Annotated in this window: 17 protein-coding genes; 12 read left to right on the plus strand and 5 right to left on the minus strand. The window is 71.6% G+C overall.

All coding sequences use genetic code 11. From position 1 onward, the window contains the following. Positions 1-22: 22 nt before the first annotated feature. Complete coding sequence (locus ACQPWU_RS00825) at positions 23-2,605, plus strand: LuxR C-terminal-related transcriptional regulator (protein WP_433436146.1); 2,583 nt, start codon at positions 23-25, stop codon at positions 2,603-2,605. Here the strand turns inward: ACQPWU_RS00825 and ACQPWU_RS00830 are convergent. Together ACQPWU_RS00830 and ACQPWU_RS00835 are read right to left on the minus strand one after the other, a co-directional pair. After that, positions 2,602-3,321 (minus strand): hypothetical protein, encoded by a 720-nt coding sequence (locus ACQPWU_RS00830; RefSeq protein ID WP_433436147.1) that lies wholly within the window; start codon positions 3,319-3,321, stop codon positions 2,602-2,604. The genes ACQPWU_RS00825 and ACQPWU_RS00830 overlap by 4 nt on opposite strands. A gap of 134 nt (positions 3,322-3,455) precedes the next feature. Beyond that, positions 3,456-4,382 (minus strand): hypothetical protein, encoded by a 927-nt coding sequence (locus ACQPWU_RS00835; RefSeq protein WP_433436148.1) that lies wholly within the window; start codon positions 4,380-4,382, stop codon positions 3,456-3,458. 398 nt (positions 4,383-4,780) lie between these two features. Between ACQPWU_RS00835 and ACQPWU_RS00840 the strand changes: the two genes are divergently transcribed. From ACQPWU_RS00840 to ACQPWU_RS00850, 3 genes are all read left to right on the plus strand, one after another. Continuing rightward, positions 4,781-5,446 carry a response regulator transcription factor gene (locus ACQPWU_RS00840; RefSeq protein WP_433436149.1) on the plus strand — a complete coding sequence of 222 codons (666 nt, stop codon included), beginning with the start codon at positions 4,781-4,783 and terminating at the stop codon, positions 5,444-5,446. Next, the gene (locus ACQPWU_RS00845; protein ID WP_433436150.1) at positions 5,443-6,558 is read left to right on the plus strand and encodes a sensor histidine kinase; all 1,116 of its coding nucleotides are present in this window, start codon (positions 5,443-5,445) and stop codon (positions 6,556-6,558) included. The genes ACQPWU_RS00840 and ACQPWU_RS00845 overlap by 4 nt, the downstream gene beginning before the upstream one ends. A gap of 152 nt (positions 6,559-6,710) precedes the next feature. Continuing rightward, the gene (locus ACQPWU_RS00850) at positions 6,711-7,199 is read left to right on the plus strand and encodes an SRPBCC domain-containing protein (RefSeq protein ID WP_433436151.1); all 489 of its coding nucleotides are present in this window, start codon (positions 6,711-6,713) and stop codon (positions 7,197-7,199) included. A 371-nt stretch (positions 7,200-7,570) separates the two neighbouring features. Here the strand turns inward: ACQPWU_RS00850 and ACQPWU_RS00855 are convergent, their stop codons facing one another. Together ACQPWU_RS00855 and ACQPWU_RS00860 are read right to left on the minus strand one after the other, a co-directional pair. Further along, positions 7,571-7,864: a hypothetical protein gene (locus ACQPWU_RS00855; protein ID WP_433436152.1), complete on the minus strand. Its 294-nt coding sequence runs from the start codon at positions 7,862-7,864 to the stop codon at positions 7,571-7,573. A gap of 88 nt (positions 7,865-7,952) precedes the next feature. Next, entirely contained in the window at positions 7,953-9,131 is a 1,179-nt protein-coding gene (locus ACQPWU_RS00860; protein WP_433436153.1) for an FAD-dependent monooxygenase, read from the minus strand. A gap of 108 nt (positions 9,132-9,239) precedes the next feature. Between ACQPWU_RS00860 and ACQPWU_RS00865 the strand changes: the two genes are divergently transcribed. Beyond that, complete coding sequence (locus ACQPWU_RS00865) at positions 9,240-9,938, plus strand: TetR/AcrR family transcriptional regulator (RefSeq protein ID WP_433436154.1); 699 nt, start codon at positions 9,240-9,242, stop codon at positions 9,936-9,938. A gap of 12 nt (positions 9,939-9,950) precedes the next feature. Here the strand turns inward: ACQPWU_RS00865 and ACQPWU_RS00870 are convergent, their stop codons facing one another. Further along, on the minus strand, positions 9,951-11,282 hold the full coding sequence (locus tag ACQPWU_RS00870) for an aminotransferase class I/II-fold pyridoxal phosphate-dependent enzyme (protein ID WP_433436155.1): 1,332 nt from the start codon (positions 11,280-11,282) through the stop codon (positions 9,951-9,953). A 34-nt stretch (positions 11,283-11,316) separates the two neighbouring features. On the opposite strand from ACQPWU_RS00870, the gene ACQPWU_RS00875 reads away from it, so the two are divergent. The 7 genes from ACQPWU_RS00875 to ACQPWU_RS00905 all read left to right on the plus strand — a co-directional run bounded on the left by ACQPWU_RS00875 (position 11,317) and on the right by ACQPWU_RS00905 (position 18,105). Beyond that, positions 11,317-11,946, plus strand: a complete 630-nt coding sequence (locus tag ACQPWU_RS00875) for an FMN-binding negative transcriptional regulator (RefSeq protein ID WP_433436156.1) — start codon at positions 11,317-11,319, stop codon at positions 11,944-11,946. Positions 11,947-12,018: 72 nt separating this feature from the next. Beyond that, entirely contained in the window at positions 12,019-12,474 is a 456-nt protein-coding gene (locus ACQPWU_RS00880) for a GbsR/MarR family transcriptional regulator (protein ID WP_433436157.1), read from the plus strand. Positions 12,475-12,546: 72 nt separating this feature from the next. Then, entirely contained in the window at positions 12,547-13,437 is an 891-nt protein-coding gene (locus ACQPWU_RS00885; protein ID WP_433436158.1) for an ABC transporter ATP-binding protein, read from the plus strand. Next, on the plus strand, positions 13,434-15,008 hold the full coding sequence (locus ACQPWU_RS00890; RefSeq protein WP_433436160.1) for an ABC transporter permease: 1,575 nt from the start codon (positions 13,434-13,436) through the stop codon (positions 15,006-15,008). Before ACQPWU_RS00885 ends, ACQPWU_RS00890 begins: the two co-directional genes overlap by 4 nt. Positions 15,009-15,087: 79 nt before the next feature. After that, positions 15,088-16,500 (plus strand): DNA-3-methyladenine glycosylase 2 family protein, encoded by a 1,413-nt coding sequence (locus tag ACQPWU_RS00895; RefSeq protein WP_433436162.1) that lies wholly within the window; start codon positions 15,088-15,090, stop codon positions 16,498-16,500. 44 nt (positions 16,501-16,544) lie between these two features. Then, positions 16,545-17,807 (plus strand): MFS transporter, encoded by a 1,263-nt coding sequence (locus ACQPWU_RS00900; protein ID WP_433436164.1) that lies wholly within the window; start codon positions 16,545-16,547, stop codon positions 17,805-17,807. Beyond that, positions 17,797-18,105, plus strand: a complete 309-nt coding sequence (locus ACQPWU_RS00905; protein WP_360697495.1) for an antibiotic biosynthesis monooxygenase family protein — start codon at positions 17,797-17,799, stop codon at positions 18,103-18,105. The genes ACQPWU_RS00900 and ACQPWU_RS00905 overlap by 11 nt, the downstream gene beginning before the upstream one ends. Positions 18,106-18,285: the final 180 nt, after the last annotated feature.

Genomic DNA, 18,285 nt, shown 5'->3' on the forward strand with positions numbered 1-18,285 from the left:
ATGGGTGTCGAGAGGAGGCGCGATGAGCGAGCAGGGGAGCGGTTGGCCGTTCGTCGGGCGAGGGGGGCCGCTCGCGGCCGTGCGTGCGACGCTGCGGTCGGGAGCAGGCGTGATGATCGCCGGTGAGGCAGGGGTCGGCAAGAGCAGGCTGGCGGCGGAGGCGCTGGCCGGGTTGCCGGGGTACGTGGTGGTGCGCGCGCTCGGCACGGAGACCGGGTCGATGATCCCGTTCGGCGCGTTCGCGCACGTGCTGACGGGGCCGCCGCAGGACGGCGAGAACCTGCTGCACTGGGCCGCCCGGCATCTGCGCGACCGCGCGCCGCGGGGCGAGCTGCTGGTGAGCGTGGACGACGCGCACCGGCTGGACCCGGCCTCGGCGGCGCTGGTGCACTACCTGGCGGAGAGCGGCACGGCACGCGTAGTGGTGACCGTACGCTCGGGCGAGCCACTGCCGGCCCCCGTGGCCGCGCTGTGGAAGGACGAGCTGCTCGACAGGATCGAGCTGCCGCCACTGACCAGGGACGAGGTCGGGCAGGTGCTCGCGGGCGCGCTCGGCGGCGAGGTGGCCGCGGAGACCGTACGTCACCTCGCCCGGGTCAGCGAGGGGAACGTGCTCTACCTGCGCGAAGTCGTGCATGCGGGGCGCAACAGCGGCTGCCTGGCCGAGCGGGACGGCCAGTGGCGCTGGCGCGGCGAGCTGTCCATGTCGACCCGGCTGCGCGAGCTGGTCGGCGAGCGCATCGGTCATCTCGACGAGGACGAGCGCGAGGTGCTGGAGCTGGTGGCGTTCGGGGAGCCGCTGGGCACGGAGCTGCTGGCGTCGCTGACATCGGCTCGGGCGGTCGAGCGGGTCGAGGACCGCGGCCTGGTCGTGGCCGTGAGCGAGGGCAGGCGCGAGCAGCTGCGGCTCGGCCACCCACTCTACGGAGAGGTGGTACGCGGCGGCTGCGGCACGATACGGACGCGGCGGCGGCTGCGCATGCTGGCCGACGCGCTGGAGTCCAGCGGGCTGCGGCGGCGCGAGGACGAGCTGCGGGCGGCAGTGTGGCGGCTCGACAGCGGGTCGGCCGCCGCCCCGGAGACGCTGGCGTCGGCCGCCCGGCTGGCCTGGGGCAGGCAGGACCCCAGGCTGGCCGAGCGCCTGGCGAGGGCCGCGATCGAGGCGGGCGCGGGCGTCGCCGCGGTCGCGCTGCTCGGCGAGGTGCTCATGGTCCTGGGCGACGCGGACTCGGCGCTGGCGACACTGCGGCGGGCGGCTCGCGACGCGGTCACCGAGGCCGATCGCGCCCAGTACGCCTACAGCCTGGGCATCAACCTGGCATGGGCGGGCGCGGACGCCGAGGCGTGCGAGGTGCTCGACGTGGCCACGCGCACGCTGACCGAACCCGCCTGGCTCCAGGAGGCCCACGTCTACCGGGCCGTGACCGACTGCTTCGCCGGTCGGCTGACCGGGGCGGCGCGGTCGCTGGCACGAGCCCGCACGTACGGGCCGATGTCGGTGCGCGCCGACGCGCACGCGGCGTCCATGGAGGCGTGGGTCGCGGCGTACTCGGGGCGTGCCGAGTCCAGCCTGGCCATCGCCGGGCGGACAATGCCCGCCCTGGAGAGCTGGCGGGACGAGGCGCCGCACGCGCTGCCGAGCTTCCTGGACGCGCTCTGTGCCGCGCAGGCGTTCTCCGGGCGGCTGGACGCGGCGGCCAGGACCGCGGAGCAGGGGATGGAGCTGCCGGCGGCCGAGCTCTCCGTGTCGGGGTTCGCGGCCTACCGGGCGATGGTCAGCCGGTTGCGCGGGGACGTCGCGGGCGCGCTGCGCTGGTGCGGGGACGATCTGGCCAGGACGCCCGCCCGGGAACCGTACCTGGGGCGGGTGCTGGCCGAGCAGGCGCACGCGCTGGCCCTGCTGGGCCGTACGGCGCAGGCTCGGGAGGTGCTGGCGGAGGCCTGGGCGCCGGCGTCCAGGTGGGCGTTCACCCGGCAGCACGCGATGCAGGCCGCGGTATGGGTGGCCGCGGCGGACGGCGACCTGGACGGTGCGGTACGGCTCTGCCTGGAGGCCGTGGACCACGCGGAGAAGCACGAGCTGCACGGCAACATGATGTTCGCTCTGCACGACCTGGTGCGGCTGGGAGTTCCGGCGGCGGACCGGCTTTCCGCGCTGGCGGAACGGGTGGACGGGCCTCTGGTCAGGCTTCTGTCCAGGCACGCGCGGGCCGCCTGCGACCCGGCTTCGCTGGGGGCGGTGGCCGGGGAGTTCGAGCGGCTGGGGCTGCTGCTCTTCGCGGCCGAGGCCACGGCGCAGGAGGCGGCGGCGTACCGGGACGCGGGTCGCGGCGCGCTGGCCAGGGGCGCGCAGACCAGGGCGTGGGCGCTGTCCAAGCGCTGCCCGGGCGTGTCGACTCCGGCGCTGGTGGAGCTGGCCACGCCTGAGCTCACGCCGCGCCAGCGGGAGATCGTCCAGCTCGCGGCGGCCGGTCTGACGAACCGCCAGATCGCCGACCGGCTGACGTTGTCCACGCGTACGGCCGCCAATCACCTGCAGGCGGCGTACGACAAGCTGGGTGTGAACGACCGCACGCAGGTGGGCCGGCTGCTGGCGTCTCTTTAGATCAGCTTCAGCAGGCCGTCGTACAGGGTCTGCCGCTCGTCCTCGGAGAGGATCTCGTACGGCGCGGCGGCCCGCAGGTTGGTGTCCGCCTCGATCCGGGCATGGACGGGCCCGTCCCGCAGGCCGACGATCTCGGCCACGGACAGGCCCTCCGCCTGCCAGGCCGCGGCATGCGCGTCGGCACGGTGATACCGGAGTGCGGCGAGCCGGTTGAACAGCAGCACCCCGGGGACGGCCCCGCCGGGCTCGTAGGGCGGCGCCATGAGCGCCAGGGCGCCGCCTGGCAGGCGTTCGGCGTGATCGAGCACCCTGCCCGCCAGCCGGGCCAGCCCGGGCAGGTCGTGGCCGGCCCAGATCCGGTCGACCACGGCGCCGTGCACGTCGTACAGGCGCCGGATGAACTCCAGCCCCACTGTCGTCACACTCAGCACCCCGTCACCGTCCTCGGTCAGGGTGCCCTCACGGAGGTGCTCCTGGATGCCGGACTCGCGCCCGCCGGCGTCTCCGTAGCGATAGATCGTGCCGAGGCCGGTTCGGGTCAGGGACCGGAGCGGCAGCGTGAACCGCAGGTCGGACAGGAACCCCGGGCTCACGCCGGAGGTCTCGGACAATTCGGCGACCGCCCTGCGAGCCGAGGCGTGTACGTTGACGTGAGCCGCGTCGATGACGGGCGCGATCGCCGCCGCATATCCAGACAGTTCCTGAAATTTCGGCATCGGCCGCCATTATGCCCCTCCTCGGTCTTCGCGTAGGTGCGCGTAACCGGGCACTCATGATCGCTGAAGGCTTGTCGTCTTCCACTCAAGGGTCTTCGGATGAGCGCCCTGGGGTGGATCCGTGCTTCTCGCTGTCAGTGACCACGGTTGGCGGCGCAGCTCACGGGAGGTGGCGCGGGCAAAGTGATCGGCTGCTGCTGCCGGTACTGCTCCAGGTCGATGAGGTTCCCGTTGATCGCGTTGCGCCTCTGGAGTTCCGCCCAGTACACCGGGTCGAGGAAGATCGCGGGGTTCCACAGCGACTGCGTCAGGTCCGTCAGTTGCCCCAGGTACAGCACGGCGTCGGCCAGCCTTCCCAAGGGGACGCCGCACAGCCGCGGCGCGTCCATGAACTGTCCCGCGTCGGTGGATTCCAGCCAGGTGCCCCGGCACGGGATCACGGTGCGCCGTGGACAGGTCGCCAGGCGGGGATGGCTACCGGCCACGATCACGTAGACGTGCTGGCCGGTCTGTTCCTCGATCAGCGGGACTCCGTGGTCGGCGTTCTGCCCCGGTGCCGGCGAGTGCATCACGTGCCCGCTGCCGTAGCAGATCAGTGCCCGGCGTTTCTTGGCGAGCACTTCCCGTTTCACCACTGACGCCATGTGGGCGTCGCGTTGGGCGAGAAAGACATCCACTTGGTCTTGGGTGGTGATGTGGGACCAGTCGATCGGCGGATCCCCGAGCAGCACCCGGATCCTCCGCTCCGCAGGCAGCGTCGCGTTGACGGCGCGGACCGTCCGGAAGAACTGTTCACGGATCGGCTGGTCGCCGGTGGCCCCGGGCGACTGCGTGGTGTTCCGCCAGACCTGCCGCAACACTTGGTCGTCGACAGCCGCGCCGGCGACGAACCGGTCAACGATCGGCTGGTACAGCGCGTTGCCGAACTCAACGACGATGTCGTCGACCACCCGCGGCAACCGCGGATCGGCAAGCAGCATCTGCTGCGCGTCACCGTGTTCCTGCTGGCCGTGTGACTCACCGATCGCAACGAGCCGGTGGCGCTCGAAGGCCGCGAGCACGCCCTGGGTGAGGTCCCGTGGGGCCGCGTCGGCCCCGCCCGCCGAGCCGGCCGTCAGCTGCCCGCCGGCGCTGCCCGTCGAGCCTGCCGTCAGCAGTCCACCGGCCGCCGTACCGGCACCGGTGACGGCGATGAACCTACGCCGCGTCAACCCTGGATCTCTCACATCTGGTCCTTTCCGAAGGGGAATTTCGCTCGTGTGACGGACACCGTGCTCACGGGTCGTGCCTGTCGTGGACGCCTTCCCGGGAAGGTTGTACGGCACGGCCGGTGTCAGCCGGGTGTCAGCGGCTGACACCCGGCCGACACCGGATCCCTGGCATCGTGAGCAGTGCGGCCGCGCCTACCGAACCCGGTGGACGGGGACGGCACCACCACCGGGCGAGAAGGAGGACGGTCGTGCGAGTTCTGGTCGTCGAAGACTTCGAGGTTCTGGCCAGGACGATCGGGACCGGGCTGCGCCGCGAGGGCATGGCGGTGGACGTCGTTCTCGACGGCGACGACGCTCTGGCCCACCTGGCCGCCACCCGATACGACGTGGTGGTGCTGGACCGCGACCTGCCCGGCACACCCGGCGACGACGTGTGCCGGAACATCGCCGCCGGTGGCGCCGGGTCGCGGGTGCTGATGCTCACCGCCGCAGGCACCGTGCGAGACCGGGTCGAGGGCCTGGATTTGGGCGCCGACGACTACCTGCCCAAACCGTTCGACTTCACCGAACTCGTGGCCCGCGTGCGCGCGCTGGGGCGCCGCTCGGCGCCCGCCGTTCCTCCGATCCTCCAGGCGGAAGATCTGACCCTGGACCCGAGCCGGCGGGTGGCCTTTCGTGGCGGACGGCGCTTGGAGCTCACCCCGAAGGAGTTCGCCCTGCTGGAATGCCTGCTGGCTGCCGGTGACCGGGTGGTGTCCACGGAGGAGTTGCTGGAACGGGTCTGGGACGAGGCCGCTGACCCGTTCACCACGGCCGTCAAGACGACGGTGCGCCGGTTGCGGGCCAAACTCGGCGAACCGCCGGTGATCGAAACCGTCCGTGAGGGCGGCTACCGGATCGGAGTCCCGCGATGAATCCCGCATCGGACCAAACGGCGGCCGGCCGCATCGGCCGCGCCCGGCACCACCTGCGACGGCCTTCCCTGCGCGCGCAGCTCACGACGCTGTACGCCGGCCTGGTTCTGACCGTCGTCGTCCCGATGCTGCTGCTCGCCGGCTTCCTCTTCGGCAGAGACCAGAGCCGCCTCCGGGCCGGGGACACCGTCCCTCCGCCCGACACGGCCACCCAGCAGGTCGATGCCGCGCTCGCGATCACCGCGATCATCGTCGTGGTCCTCACCGTGCTGACCGCCTGGTGGCTGGCCGGGCGCTTCCTCCGCCCGCTGCGCGCCATGACCGTGACCGCCCAGGAGATCTCCGCCACCAACCTCAACCGGCGGCTCGGCCTGCGCGGCCCGGACGACGAGCTGACCAAGCTGGGGCGCACCCTCGACGACCTGTTCGAGCGGCTGGACTCCTCGTTCGCGGCGCAGCGCCACTTCGTGGCCAACGCCTCGCATGAGCTGCGCACCCCGCTGGCCGGTCAGCGCGCCGTACTCCAGGTCGCGCTCGCCGACCCCGAAGCGAGCGAGGCCAGCCTGCGAGCCGCGTGCGAGGAAGCACTCGGTCTCGGAGAACAGCAGGAACGGTTGATCGACGCCCTGCTCACGCTGGCGGAAGGACAGAAGGGCATCGAGCACCGGGAAGTGGTCGACCTGGCTGATGTCACCAAGGGGGTGATGCTGTCACGCCGTGCGGAGGCCGACCGGCGAACCATCACGGTCCAGGCATCGCTGGACCCGGCACCGATCAGCGGTGACCCCGACCTCATCGCCAGCATGATCGGCAACCTGGTCGACAACGCCCTCCACCACAACATTCCCGACGGACACGTCACCATCGCCACCGAGCTCACGCATGGTTGCGCCCGCCTATCGGTCGGCAACACCGGCCCAACCATCCGATCACAGGACCTAGGACGGCTTTTCCAACCGTTCCAGCGACTCGGTACCCAACGAACCCACACCGCCGACGGCCACGGTCTAGGCCTGGTCATCGTGCAGGCCGTCGCCGAAGCACACGGCGCGCAGCTGACGGCCCACCCACGCCCCGGGGGCGGCTTGGACGTGACAGTACTGTTCGAGTGATTCCACCCGGCCGACGCCTCCTGTCCCTCACAGATGACGCATCGCCGCGCTGGTGGGACTCACGGACCTCCTGACGGCAAGGGCCGGACAAAGCCGGAGCGCGGCGGGCTTGGGGCTGGGCGTGACGATGATGCGCCGGTAAGGTCGGCCACATGTACTCGACGCGGGTCTCTCAGCACGTGAACGCGCCGCGTTCGGCCATTTACCAGGCACTCGTGGATGCGGACGCGATCGCAAAGTGGCGGGTGCCAGTGGGCATGAGCAGCCATGTCCACGAGTTCGACGCTCGCGAGGGCGGCTCGTTCCGGATCTCGCTCACCTACGGCGCCCCCGGACCGACCGGCAAGTCGGCATCGCACACCGACACGTACCACGGCCACTTCGCGGAGCTCGTTCCGGACGAGCGGGTGGTCGAGGTCCTCGAGTTCGAGACAGCGGATCCCGCGCTGCGCGGGACCATGACGATGACGACGACGCTCACCGACGCCGGTGACGGCACCGAGGTCGTCATGGTGCACGACGGGATCCCCGATGTCGTGCCCGCCGCCGACAACGAGACAGGCACACGGATGGCGCTGGCGAACCTGGCCGCACTCGTAGAAGAGGGCCATGCGTCAGCTCCCACCGAAACTGCAAGGTAGACACCGCTACTTGCCAGAGCTAAGACGTCCGGTGAATGGTCACCCGCGGCTTCGAGACAGACCCAGCGCTCTTGCCTGCGCAATGGGAGCGCAAATCGCCTCGCGCTGCGCCTTCAAGTGGGCAACGGCCGACGAAGTCAACGCGCTCGCGTCTCCAGCGTTCGGCATCCGCGTACTCGACGCCATGCAGGGCAGCGGAGTCCCGGCCATCCGTCACCACGACGGGGTTCACCTACTCGGATCCACAGGCTCACGCCCACGCCGGCAGTGACCTTCAGGGAGAAGCGGAAGCGGGGCGCAGTGCACGCCCTCCCGCGCTGTGTGTGGACTCCGTGCCGCTGTTCGCCAGTGGTAGCCCTCTCCTGGACGCCTCACCGCTTGGACGTCGTCGCCTTGGGCGACGCGCCGGCGGTGGGCGAACCCGAGGCGGGCGAGGTGGGCGTGGAAGAAGCCGGAGCGGGAGAGGTGGCGGTTGCGGCGGGTGAGGCCTTGTCCGGCGTGCTGATGGAGGTGAGCACCAGCGCCGCGGTCACCGCGGCCACCACCGTCACGACCGCGGCGGCGCCGTACAGGAACCTTCGTCTCAGACGCCTGCGGTGCTCCTGTAGCAAGGCCTCCTCGCGCCGCAGTGCGGCGCGCCTGCGCTTCACCTGTCGCTGTGACATGGGCAACTCCCGGAATCTCCTTGGGCGTCACCATAAGAGGGAGCGCGTAACACGGATCTAAGCTCCGTGGACCAGCCCCCGAGCAGGATCAGGCGGCCGTGGCCGCCGGCTCGCGGCGCGGGACGAGGCGGTTGCGCACCCAGCTCGCGGCGGCAGCGGCGGGCCAGAACCGGGAGGCCAGGTTCCGCGCGTCGATGCCGATCCGGGTGGCCGGGACCATCAACGCGGCGGCCGCCGCGACGTTGTCCTGCCTGGGGCCGACCAGAGTGCGGTGCTCGGCCTCGTAGCGGGCGAAGGCCGCCTGAGGGTCGCCGGGCGAGGCCGCCAGCTCCTTGGCCAGGGTGTAGGCGCCGGACATGGCCAGCGTGGAGCCGTCGCCGAACAGCGACACCGAGGAGGCGGCGTCGCCCAGCAGCGCCACGCGGCCGTCGTGCCAGCGATCGATGCGCACCTGACTGACCGAGTCGAACCACAGGTCCTCGGCGGCCCGGGCCCGCTCCAGCAGCTCCGGCACCTGCCAGCCGGCGCCGGCGTAGGCGTCGCCGAGGATGCGCATGTGCTGCTCGGTGTCGCGGTGGTCGAAGCCGTCGACGGCCGGGCCGCGGAAGATGAAGGCGGCCAGGGCGCGGCCGCGGACCGGGTGGATGGCGACCATGCGGCCGGGCGAGTTGTGGATGACCACCTCGCTCCGACGCTCGGCCGGGCCGTCCAGCGGCATCGTGGCGACGTAGAGGCCCATGTGGCGGACGAAGGCGCTCTCGGGGCCGAAGGCCAGCCGGCGCGTCATCGAGTGCAGCCCGTCGGCGCCGACCACCAGGTCGTACCGGCGCGGCGCGGCCTTCTCGAAGGTGACCTCGACACCGGTGTCGTCCTGGCTGATCGCGGTCATGGTGTCGCCGAACAGGTACTCGGCAGAGTCGCGGCCGGCCTCGTACAGGATGGTCGCCAGATCGGTGCGGGTCACCTCGACCTCGCGGCTCCCGCCGGCCCGCTGGATGGCCCGGGTGTTGACGCCGCCCACCCGCCGGCCCGCGTCGTTGACGAAGGCCATCCCGGTCGCGGTGGTGGCGGCGTCGCGCAGCCTGTCCATCACACCCATGCGCTCGGCCACCTCGACGGCCGGGCCGCGAACGTCGACCGGGCTGCCGCTGGAGCGCAGCCCCGCCGCGCGCTCGACGACGGTGGGGCGGAAGCCCTGCTCGGCCAGCCAGTACGCCAGGGTGCTGCCGGCGATGCCGGCTCCGGAGATCAGAACCGTGGGGGACATCTCGTGCTCCTCTCGTCTTGTGACGCCATCAACTTATGACTGATTTTGAAAATTAGTCAACAGATATCTTCCAGTTGACTAAAACTGACATCTGGTCATAATGCTGGTGTGAGCGAACGACTCCGGGACCCCGACCAGCGGGCCGAGCGCGGGACGCGCATCCTCGACGCGGCCGCCGACCTGCTCCAGCGCCACGGCTACAGACGAGTGACCATCGATGACGTGGCCGCCGGCGCCGGCATCGGCAAGGGCACCGTCTACCTGCACTGGAAGACCCGCGAGCAGCTGTTCGGCGCCGTCCTCACGCGCGAGGTCGGCTCGGCGATCGACCAGGTGCGGCAGGCCCTGCTGGCGGATCCGCAGGAGTGCCGGCTGCACCGTTTTGCCCGCGCCTACTTCCTGGCCATCACGTCCAGACCGCTGCTGCTGGGATTCCTCCTGGCCGACCCCGAGCTGCTCGGCAAGCTCACCGGCTCCCCCGATCGCGAGGAGCGGCACGCCAAGATGGGACGCGGCTACCTGGAGCTGCTGGCCGGGCGGGGCCTGCTCCGCGACGACCTGGACGTGGACCGGCTCGGCTACGCCTACCAGGCGACCTTCGAGGGTTTCCTGCGGGCGGAGGCCGGCGCCCCGGCGGACGGCCGGGAGCAGCGGGCCGACCTGCTCGCCGTCACGGTGCGGCGGGCGTTCGAGAGCGATGCGGCCCCCTCCGACGCCGAGCTGGGCGACCTCGCCACCGCGGTCACCGCCCTGTTCGGTGACGTGGTCGACGCCGACCGCGCCGAAGCCGGCATCCCCAGCGCCTGAAGGTCCGTGCGACTAGCCGTACGGGCCGCCGCTTGAAGCAGGGCGCACGGCGGCGGCGAGGTCGTCGGCGAGCCGGTGTATCTCGTCGGCGCGCAGGGGCGAGACGGTGAGGCGCAGGGCGGGCGGCGTGCCGATGCGGTTGCGCGCGCCGGGCGCGGCGGCCCAGCCGCGGGCCAGCAGGCGGGTGATCGCGGTGGCCTCGTCCGCGACGGGGACCCACACGTTGAGCCCGCTGCGCCCGTGCGCGCGTATGCCGCGTACGGCCAGCGCCGTCACCAGGCCGTCCCGGCGCCGCCCGTACGAGGCCGCCACCGCCGCCGTGTCCACCGCGTCCGTCCGCCAGAGGTGGGCGACGGCGCGCTGCAGCAGGTGGCTGACCCAGCCCGCGGCGAGCCGCTGCCGGCCGCGCAGCCGGTCGAGCGTGACCGGGTCTCCGGTGATCAGGGCGACGCGGAGGTCGGGGCTGAACGCCTTGGCCGTCGAACGCATGAGCACCCAGCGCCGCGTGACACCCGCCAGCGAGTGCAAGGGAAGGTCCACGAAGCCGGAGCCGTGGTCGTCCTCGACGAGCAGCACCTCCGGGTACGCCGCCAGCAACTCGCGCAGCACATGCGCGCGTCCGCCGGAGACGGCGGCGCCGGTCGGGTTCTGGGCGCGGGCCGTGATCACCACGGCGCGGACGCCCGCACGCAGGGCCCGGCCGAGCTCCGTGGGCAGGGGGCCTTCGTCGTCGAGCCGCATCGGCACGGGACGCAACCCCATGACGGCGACCAGGTCGAGCAGGGCCGTCCAGCCGGGATCCTCCACGGCCACCGCGTCGCCGGGGCGCAGACAGGCGGCCAGCACGCGTTCGGCCGCGTCGAGGGTGCCGGACGTGACCGCCACCGGCGCGGCCGGGATGCCGTCCGCGCGCATGCGCTCCCCGGCCAGGGCGAGCAGCTCCTCGTCATCACCCGTGCCGTACATGGCGGGCCGCTCCTCGTGCGCGCGGGCCGCGGCGGCGAGGGCGTCCCCGAGCGGTGGCAGGAGGGCCGGATCGGGGTTGCCCTTGGACAGGTCACGCACGCCCGGGGGCACCTCGACGCGGATCTCCTCCCGGAACGTGCTCGCGGGTCGCGGCCTGACCCGGGTGCCCCGCCGCCCGGCGGTCTCGATGACGCCCCGCTCGCGCAGCAGCCGGTACGCGGCCGCCGCCGTGCCGGGGCTGACTCCGGAGCCGGTGGCCAGCTCGCGCACAGGAGGGAGCATCGCGCCTGGTGGCAGCCGCCCCTCGGACACGGCGAGCTCGACCCCGGCCGCTATGTCGCTGGCCGTCCCACCGCTAATCAGGTATTTTTCTGCCACAAACTACATTATGTACTAATACAAAGAGGCGCGAGTGCTCATTCATCCTTGGGACGCGGCACATGACGGCGACGAATGGCGGACCTGGCTGCGTACGCGCGACTTCGGCCAGCTCGCCGTCAACGGCGTGGACGGCGGACCGCCGATCGTGGTGCCGACGCATTTCCTGTTCGACGGCGACAAGGAGGTCCTGCTCCACCTGGCCAGGCCCAACCCGATCTGGGCGGCGTTGGAGGCCAACCCGGTGGCGGTGGTGAGCGTGCACGACGACTACGCCTACATCCCCTCGACCTGGCGCTCCGACTCCCCCGATGACGGCGTGCCGACCAGCTACTACGCCTCGGTGCAGCTCACCTGCCGGGCGCGGATCGTGGACGACAAGGAGGGCAAGGCCGACATCCTGCGCCGCCAGCTGGCCCACCACCAGCCCGACGGCGGGTACGGCGAGGTGGCCGCGGACGCGGGGCCGTACCGCAGGATGTTGTCGGCGATCCGGGGGCTGCGGCTGGAGGTGGTGGGTGCGCGGGGCAAGTTCAAGTACGACGACCATCGGCCGGTCGAGTTCCGTGAGCGGATCAGGGAAGGGCTCGCCGACCGGGGCCTGCCAGGGGACGAGGGCGCGAAGGCACAGCTGGTCAGGCGGATGACCCGCTCGACCAGCTGACCGCTTGCGATGCCAGCAATTTCAGTTTAGTCTGAAATTGCTGGGCAAGATGCTGAACGTTAGGATGACCGCATGAGCACGCAGGACGGCCCCGACCGCGAGCGGGTGCTCGCGTGGGTCGAGCGGGTGGCGGCGTTCGTCTCTCAGGAGTGGGGCCTCGCCCCGATCACGGGCCGCGTCCTGGGCTGGCTCATGGCCTGCGACCCGCCGGCGCAGACCGCGAGCGACATCGCCGAGGCCATCGGCGCGAGCCGCGCGTCGCTGACGACGAACATGCACCTCCTGACGTCCATCAAATTGATCCGGCGGTTCCGCAAGCCCGGGGAGCGGAACGTCTACTACCAGATAGAGGACGACGCCTGGTCCAAGGTCATCCGGCAGAAGCTCGCCGCGTTCACCGCGTTCGACGAGCTGGCGGCGGAGGGCATGCGGCTCGGCTGGACCGACGAGGCGCAGACCAGGCGCATCGAGTCGGCCAGGACCGCCATCGCCGGCCTTGCCAAGGTGCTCGACCAGGCCTCCGGCTGAACCCCTGAGCGGACGCGGCGGGTTTCCGGGCCGCGCCGCGATCCCGCCATGCCTTCTCAGAAGGAAACACCCATGGACGACTTGATCTCGGTCGCCGCGCTGACGAAGTCGTACGGCGCGACCCGCGCACTCGACGGGCTCGACCTGTCCGTACGCGCCGGCGAGGTGCACGGCTTCCTCGGCCCGAACGGCGCGGGAAAGTCCACCACCATCCGCATCCTCCTCGGCCTCATCCGGGCCACCTCCGGCACGGTCAGGCTGCTCGGCGGCGACCCGTGGCGGCAGGCCACCGAGCTGCACCGGCGCCTGGCGTACGTGCCGGGCGACGTGACCCTGTGGCCCGCGCTCACCGGAGGCGAGGTGATCGACCTGCTCGGCCGGGCGAGAGGCGGACTCGACCGGCGACGCCGCGCCGAGCTGATGGACAGGTTCGAGCTCGACCCGCGCAAGAAGACCCGCACCTACTCCAAGGGCAACCGCCAGAAAGTCGCGCTGGTCGCCGCGCTCTCCTCCCGGGCCGAGCTGCTGATCCTCGACGAACCGACCTCGGGCCTCGACCCGCTGATGGAGGACGCCTTCCGTACGAGCGTGGCGGAGGAGAAGCGCGCGGGCCGCACGGTCCTGCTGTCCAGCCACATACTCTCCGAGGTCGAGGCTCTGTGCGACCGGGTCACCATCATCCGCGCGGGGCGCGCCGTGGAGTCGGGCACCCTCTCCGACCTGCGCCACCTCACCCGTACCTCGATCACCGCCGACCTGGTGGGCTCCCCCGGCTCCGTTCGCGACCTCCCCGGCGTGCACGACGTGCGGGTCGAGAACGGCCGCCTCACCTGCCAGGCCGACTCCGACGCGCTCGACGGGCTGCTCGCCCGCCTGTCCGCCGTCGGCGTACGCGGCCTGACCTGCAGCCCGCCGAGTCTGGAAGAGCTGTTCCTGCGTCACTACCAGGGGGCCGCGCGATGACCCTGCTGCTCAAGCTGGCGGTCCGCGGCGAACGCGTGCGCTCGGCCGTCTGGATCCTCGTCATCGTCATGCTCGGCGCCGGCCTGGTCTCCTACATCAAGGGCTATTTCCCCACCCAGGAGACGCTGCGCACGTACGCGCGGGTGATCTCCGGCAACCCGATCTTCCTCGGCCTCGGCGGCCCCGTGACCGAGCCCTCGATCGGCGCGATGGCGGCCTGGCGGAGCGGCGGGCTGCTCTTCCTGCTGACCGCCTGGATGGCCTTGACCATCGTCATCAGGCACACCAGGGCGGAGGAGGAGTCCGGGCGGCAGGAGCTGATGTTGTCCGGCGTGATAGGCCGGGCCGCGCCGCTCACCGCGGCCCTCGTCACCGCCGCCGTCGCCGCACTGCTCGCCGGGGCGCTCACCTCGGCCGTGCTCGTCGCGATCGGCATGGAGACGGCCGGGTCTCTCGCGTACGGGGCCGCGATCACTGCGGCGGGCTGGGTCTTCGCCGCGGTGGGTGCGGTGACCACGCAGCTCGCGCGGACCACGCGTACCGCGACCACGCTCGGGCTGCTCGTACTCGGCATGTCCTACGTGCTGCGCTACGCCGGCGACGCCTCTGGCGTGAGCCTGCTGACGTGGGTGTCGCCGCTCGGCTGGAGCCACCTGGTGCGCCCCTACGCGGCCGATCGATGGTGGGCGCTGATCGTGTCGCTGCTGGTGACCGCTGTCCTGCTGGTGCTCGCGTACGGACTGTCCGCACGTCGCGACCTGGACTCCGGTCTGCTTCCCGTACGCCCCGGGCCGGCCACGGGGCCGTACCTGAAGGGGGCGTTCGGCCTGGCCTGGCGGCTGCAGCGCGGCCTGCTGGTGAAGTGGGCCGTGGGCGTGACGGTGGCCGCGGCGCTCTTCTCGAGCCTCAGCAACGTCGCGCCCCGCCTCGCGGAGCAGCCGGGGCCGGTCCTGGACGCGTTCATCCAGCGGTACGGAGGGCCGTCCGGGGATCCGGTGGACGCGTACCTGTGGATCATCGTGCTCCTGCTGGCGTACACGGTCGCGCTCTACCCCGTGCTCGCCACGCTCGGGCTGCACCAGGAGGAGTACTCCGGCCACGCGGAGGCCCTGCTGTCCACCGCGGTGAGCCGGCTCCGCTGGGCGGCGGCGCACCTGGTCGTGGGCGCGCTCGGCACGCTGGTGCTGCTGGCCCTCGGCGGGTTCGTCACGGGGCTGGTCTACTCGCTGGCCATGGACGAACCCGCGGTGGGCAGGATGACGTCGGCCGCGCTCGAGCACGTGCCGGCGGCCTGGCTCGTGGGAGCGGTCGCCGCCTTCGCCGTGGGGGTGCTGCCGCGGGTGTCGGTGGCGCTGTCGTGGACGGTCTGGGGCGTGGTGGTCGTGGCGGGTGACCTGGTGGGGCCTCTGATCGGGCTGTGGGGGTGGAGCCGGATCGAGCCGTTCCACTACACGCCCAACACGGTGTCGGGAGAGCCGTTCAGCGTGGCGCCACTGGCCGTGATCCTGGGGCTGGCCGCGCTGCTCACCACCGCGGCGCTGATCCGCCTGCGCAACCGCGACCTGGGCTGACATGACGTACGGCGCCCCTGACGGTTGATGTCCGATCGTCACTAGTGGCCGCGGTCGGGAAACCGGAAGAGTAGGCCACATGCTCACAGACGAGGACGCGTACTCCGTGCTCAGAAGCCGGGACGGCCGTTTCGACGGCCGGTTCTTCGTCGCCGTCGTGACCACCGGCATCTACTGCCGCCCCAGTTGCCCGGCCGCGCTGCCCAAACGCCAGAACGTGCGCTTCTACCGATCCTCCGCGGCCGCCCTCAAGGCGGGCTTCCGCGCCTGCAAACGCTGCCGGCCAGACACCACCCCCGGCTCCCCCGAGTGGAACGTCCGGGCGGACGTGGTGGGCCGTGCGATGCAACTGATCGCCGACGGCCTCGTGGACCGCGAAGGAGTCGGGGGCCTGGCCGCCCGGCTCGGCTACAGCGAACGCCAGCTACACCGGCAGCTCACGGCCGACCTCGGCGCCGGCCCACAGGCCCTGGCCCGGGCCCAGCGAGCGGCCAACGCCAGGACGCTCCTGGAGACCACGGACCTGCCCGTGAGCGAGATAGCGTTCGCGGCCGGCTTCTCCACAATCCGCCAGTTCAACGACACCATGCGGAAGTTCTACGGCGTGACGCCCACCGCCCTGCGGGGTGCCCGCTCCACCGGCCGTCCCCCGGGCACGCTGCGCCTGCGCCTCGCCTACCGCCCGCCTCTGGACCTGACGGCGCTGTTCGCCTACCTCGCCGCCCGAGCGCTGCCCGGCCTGGAGGACGCCACCGCCGGCCACTACCGCCGCTCCCTGAACCTCCCCCACGGCCTGGGCCTGGTCACCCTACGCCCCGCGGACTCGTACGTCTCCTGCGAATTGCACCTGGAGGACCTGAAGGACCTCTCGGCGGCGGTACGCCGCTGCCGCCGCCTCCTGGACCTCGACGCCGACCCACGCGACATCACCGACCACCTCACCCGCGACCCTCTCCTGGCTCCCGCGGTGGCAGCGTGTCCGGGCCGACGAGTGCCCGGCCATGTGGACACGGCGGAGATGGCCGTACGCGCGATCCTGAACGAGGAGACGACCACCGGCAGAGCCCTCCTCACGCGCCTGGTCCACGCCTATGGCACCCCACTGTCCCGGTCATCGCCACCGGTGGATCCGACCGCCCTGGGCAGCGTCACCCATGCCTTCCCGCGCATGGAGGCGCTGGCGGATTCGGATGCGCCGACTCCGGTGACCGCCCTGGCCAGGGCGTTGCTCGCCGGCGTTCTCCACCTCGGCCCGGAAACCGGCCGCGACCAGATCGAACGCGAGCTCCTTGCCCTACCGGGCGTGGGCGCGGAAGCGGTGCCCCGGATCCGTATGCGAGCCCTCGGCGACCCCGACGTCTTCCTCCCCGCGGAACCAGCCGTACAGGAGGGGCTGCGGCACCTGGGACTCACGGCGGAGCACGCGCGACGCTGGCGCCCGTGGCGCTCGTACGCGATGCAGCATCTGAGCGCGGCATTCACCGAACGTTGAGCACCACACCTCACGATTCCGCTGTCCAAAGGAACCCTCGTTTCGTGTCGACCTACCTGTCCCTCCTCAAACGCAGGCGCGACTTCCGCAGCCTGTGGCTGGGCGCGTCCGTCTCCGTGATGGGCGACAGCATGACGTTCGTCGCCCTCTCCTGGCTCGTCCTGGCCCAGCCGGACGGAACGGCGAACCTGGGCATCCTGGCCGTCTGTTACACCGCCCCTGTCATGGTCGGCGGACTGGTGGCGGGCCCGCTGCTCGACCGGTTCGACAAGCGGACAGCCCTGATCGCCGACAGCGTCCTGCGCGGCGTCGCGGTCGGATCCATCCCCTTCGCCGCAGCCGTCGCGACCGTGCCGGCCTGGCTCCCCTTCCTCGTCGCCGCCCTCTACGGTCTGCTGAAAATGCTCCCCATGGCCGCCGTCCCAGCCGCCATCCCCGACCTGGTCGCCCCGAAGGAACGCGACGCCGCCAACGCGCTGGAATCCGTGAGCTACTCCTTGTCCGGAATCATGGGCTTCACCTTGGCCGCTCCTCTCTTGGAGACCGTCGGCCCGGCGAACATCCTGGCCTTGGACGCCGTCACCTACGCCTGCTTCGCCACGGCCGTGACCATGATCCGTCACCCCCTACGCCCTCTTGAAAGGACAGAAGCCGGGACAGCCCCCAAGACGGTCTTCCGCGACAAGGTGCTCATCAGCACCACGCTGGCCTTCATGGCGTTCAATCTCGCCGAGGGCGCGATGACCATGGTCGTCGCGCCCTGGCTGGCCAAAGAGCGCCTTCCTGACGGCGGCGCCGCCCTCGCCCTCCTCCTGGCCGCCTTGTCGGCGGGCGAACTTCTGGGCGGGCTCGCGGCCGGCGCCTGGCGCCCCAAAGCCGGCAGGCTGGTCGCGATCGCCATGGTCGAGCTGGGGGCGGCGGCAGGCTTCCCGGCAGTCCTGGGCTCCCCCGGCTGGATCCCGGTGGCCACGGGCTTCCTGGTCATCGGCGCGTTCAGCGCACCCATGACCGTCTGGGCGCAGTCGCTGCGCATGGAGCGCATCCCGCCATCCCAGCGCGGCCGCGTCTTCAGCGTCTTCCGCACGATGATGCAGGCCACCCCGCCCATCGGCGCCGCCATGGTCACCCCGCTGCTGGTAACCGGCAACCTGGCGGGAGCCGTGATCCTGATGACCGCTCTGGCCGCTCTCCCGGCCTTCGCCCTGCTACTTGTACGCGAAAGTCACGAGTCCCCCCAGACGCGCGCCATCCGTCAGACTTCTCCACAGGACACCCGGGCACCCCGAGGAGGCAACGTTGATCGCTAGGATCTGGCACGCCACCGCCACCCCCACCGGAGCCGAGGCCTATCAGCGGCACTTCACGAACGCGGTCCTCCCCGAACTGCGGCAGCTCGACGGCCATCAAGGCGCCTACCTCCTCCAGCGCGCCACGGCCGACCATGTGGACATCCAGGTCGTCACCCTCTGGGAGTCGCTCGAAGCGATCGCGGACTTCGCCGGGCCGGACCTCGACACGGCAGTCGTCGAACCGGATGCACAGGCCGCCCTCCTCACCTACGGCACGACCGTCACCCACCACGAGGTGCTCGTCGCCGCGCCGTGAAGCATCATCGCCGTACCAGAACCCTCCGGCGAGCGCCAACTTCACAACTGTGGATAACCGGCTCCCCCTGTGGATAACTTCACCCGCACGCGGCCCTCACCGGCGCCGCCCGACGCCCCATCGCCGACTGCCCCACAAGGCCCCAGCCCCGGCAGATACCGCGAAAGCGGGCCTGACGGA

The organism is Nonomuraea sp. CA-141351, from assembly GCF_050944675.1.
Taxonomy (GTDB): domain Bacteria; phylum Actinomycetota; class Actinomycetes; order Streptosporangiales; family Streptosporangiaceae; genus Nonomuraea.

Excerpts from the sequence above, each read along its gene's own strand:
- ACQPWU_RS00825 (WP_433436146.1), top strand. The coding sequence starts at position 23 with ATGAGCGAGCAGGGGAGCGGTTGGCCGTTCGTCGGGCGAGGGGGGCCG.
- ACQPWU_RS00830 (WP_433436147.1), bottom strand. The coding sequence starts at position 3,321 with ATGCCGAAATTTCAGGAACTGTCTGGATATGCGGCGGCGATCGCGCCC.
- ACQPWU_RS00845 (WP_433436150.1), top strand. The coding sequence starts at position 5,443 with ATGAATCCCGCATCGGACCAAACGGCGGCCGGCCGCATCGGCCGCGCC.
- ACQPWU_RS00850 (WP_433436151.1), top strand. The coding sequence starts at position 6,711 with ATGTACTCGACGCGGGTCTCTCAGCACGTGAACGCGCCGCGTTCGGCC.
- ACQPWU_RS00855 (WP_433436152.1), bottom strand. The coding sequence starts at position 7,864 with ATGTCACAGCGACAGGTGAAGCGCAGGCGCGCCGCACTGCGGCGCGAG.
- ACQPWU_RS00860 (WP_433436153.1), bottom strand. The coding sequence starts at position 9,131 with ATGTCCCCCACGGTTCTGATCTCCGGAGCCGGCATCGCCGGCAGCACC.
- ACQPWU_RS00880 (WP_433436157.1), top strand. The coding sequence starts at position 12,019 with ATGAGCACGCAGGACGGCCCCGACCGCGAGCGGGTGCTCGCGTGGGTC.
- ACQPWU_RS00885 (WP_433436158.1), top strand. The coding sequence starts at position 12,547 with ATGGACGACTTGATCTCGGTCGCCGCGCTGACGAAGTCGTACGGCGCG.
- ACQPWU_RS00890 (WP_433436160.1), top strand. The coding sequence starts at position 13,434 with ATGACCCTGCTGCTCAAGCTGGCGGTCCGCGGCGAACGCGTGCGCTCG.
- ACQPWU_RS00895 (WP_433436162.1), top strand. The coding sequence starts at position 15,088 with ATGCTCACAGACGAGGACGCGTACTCCGTGCTCAGAAGCCGGGACGGC.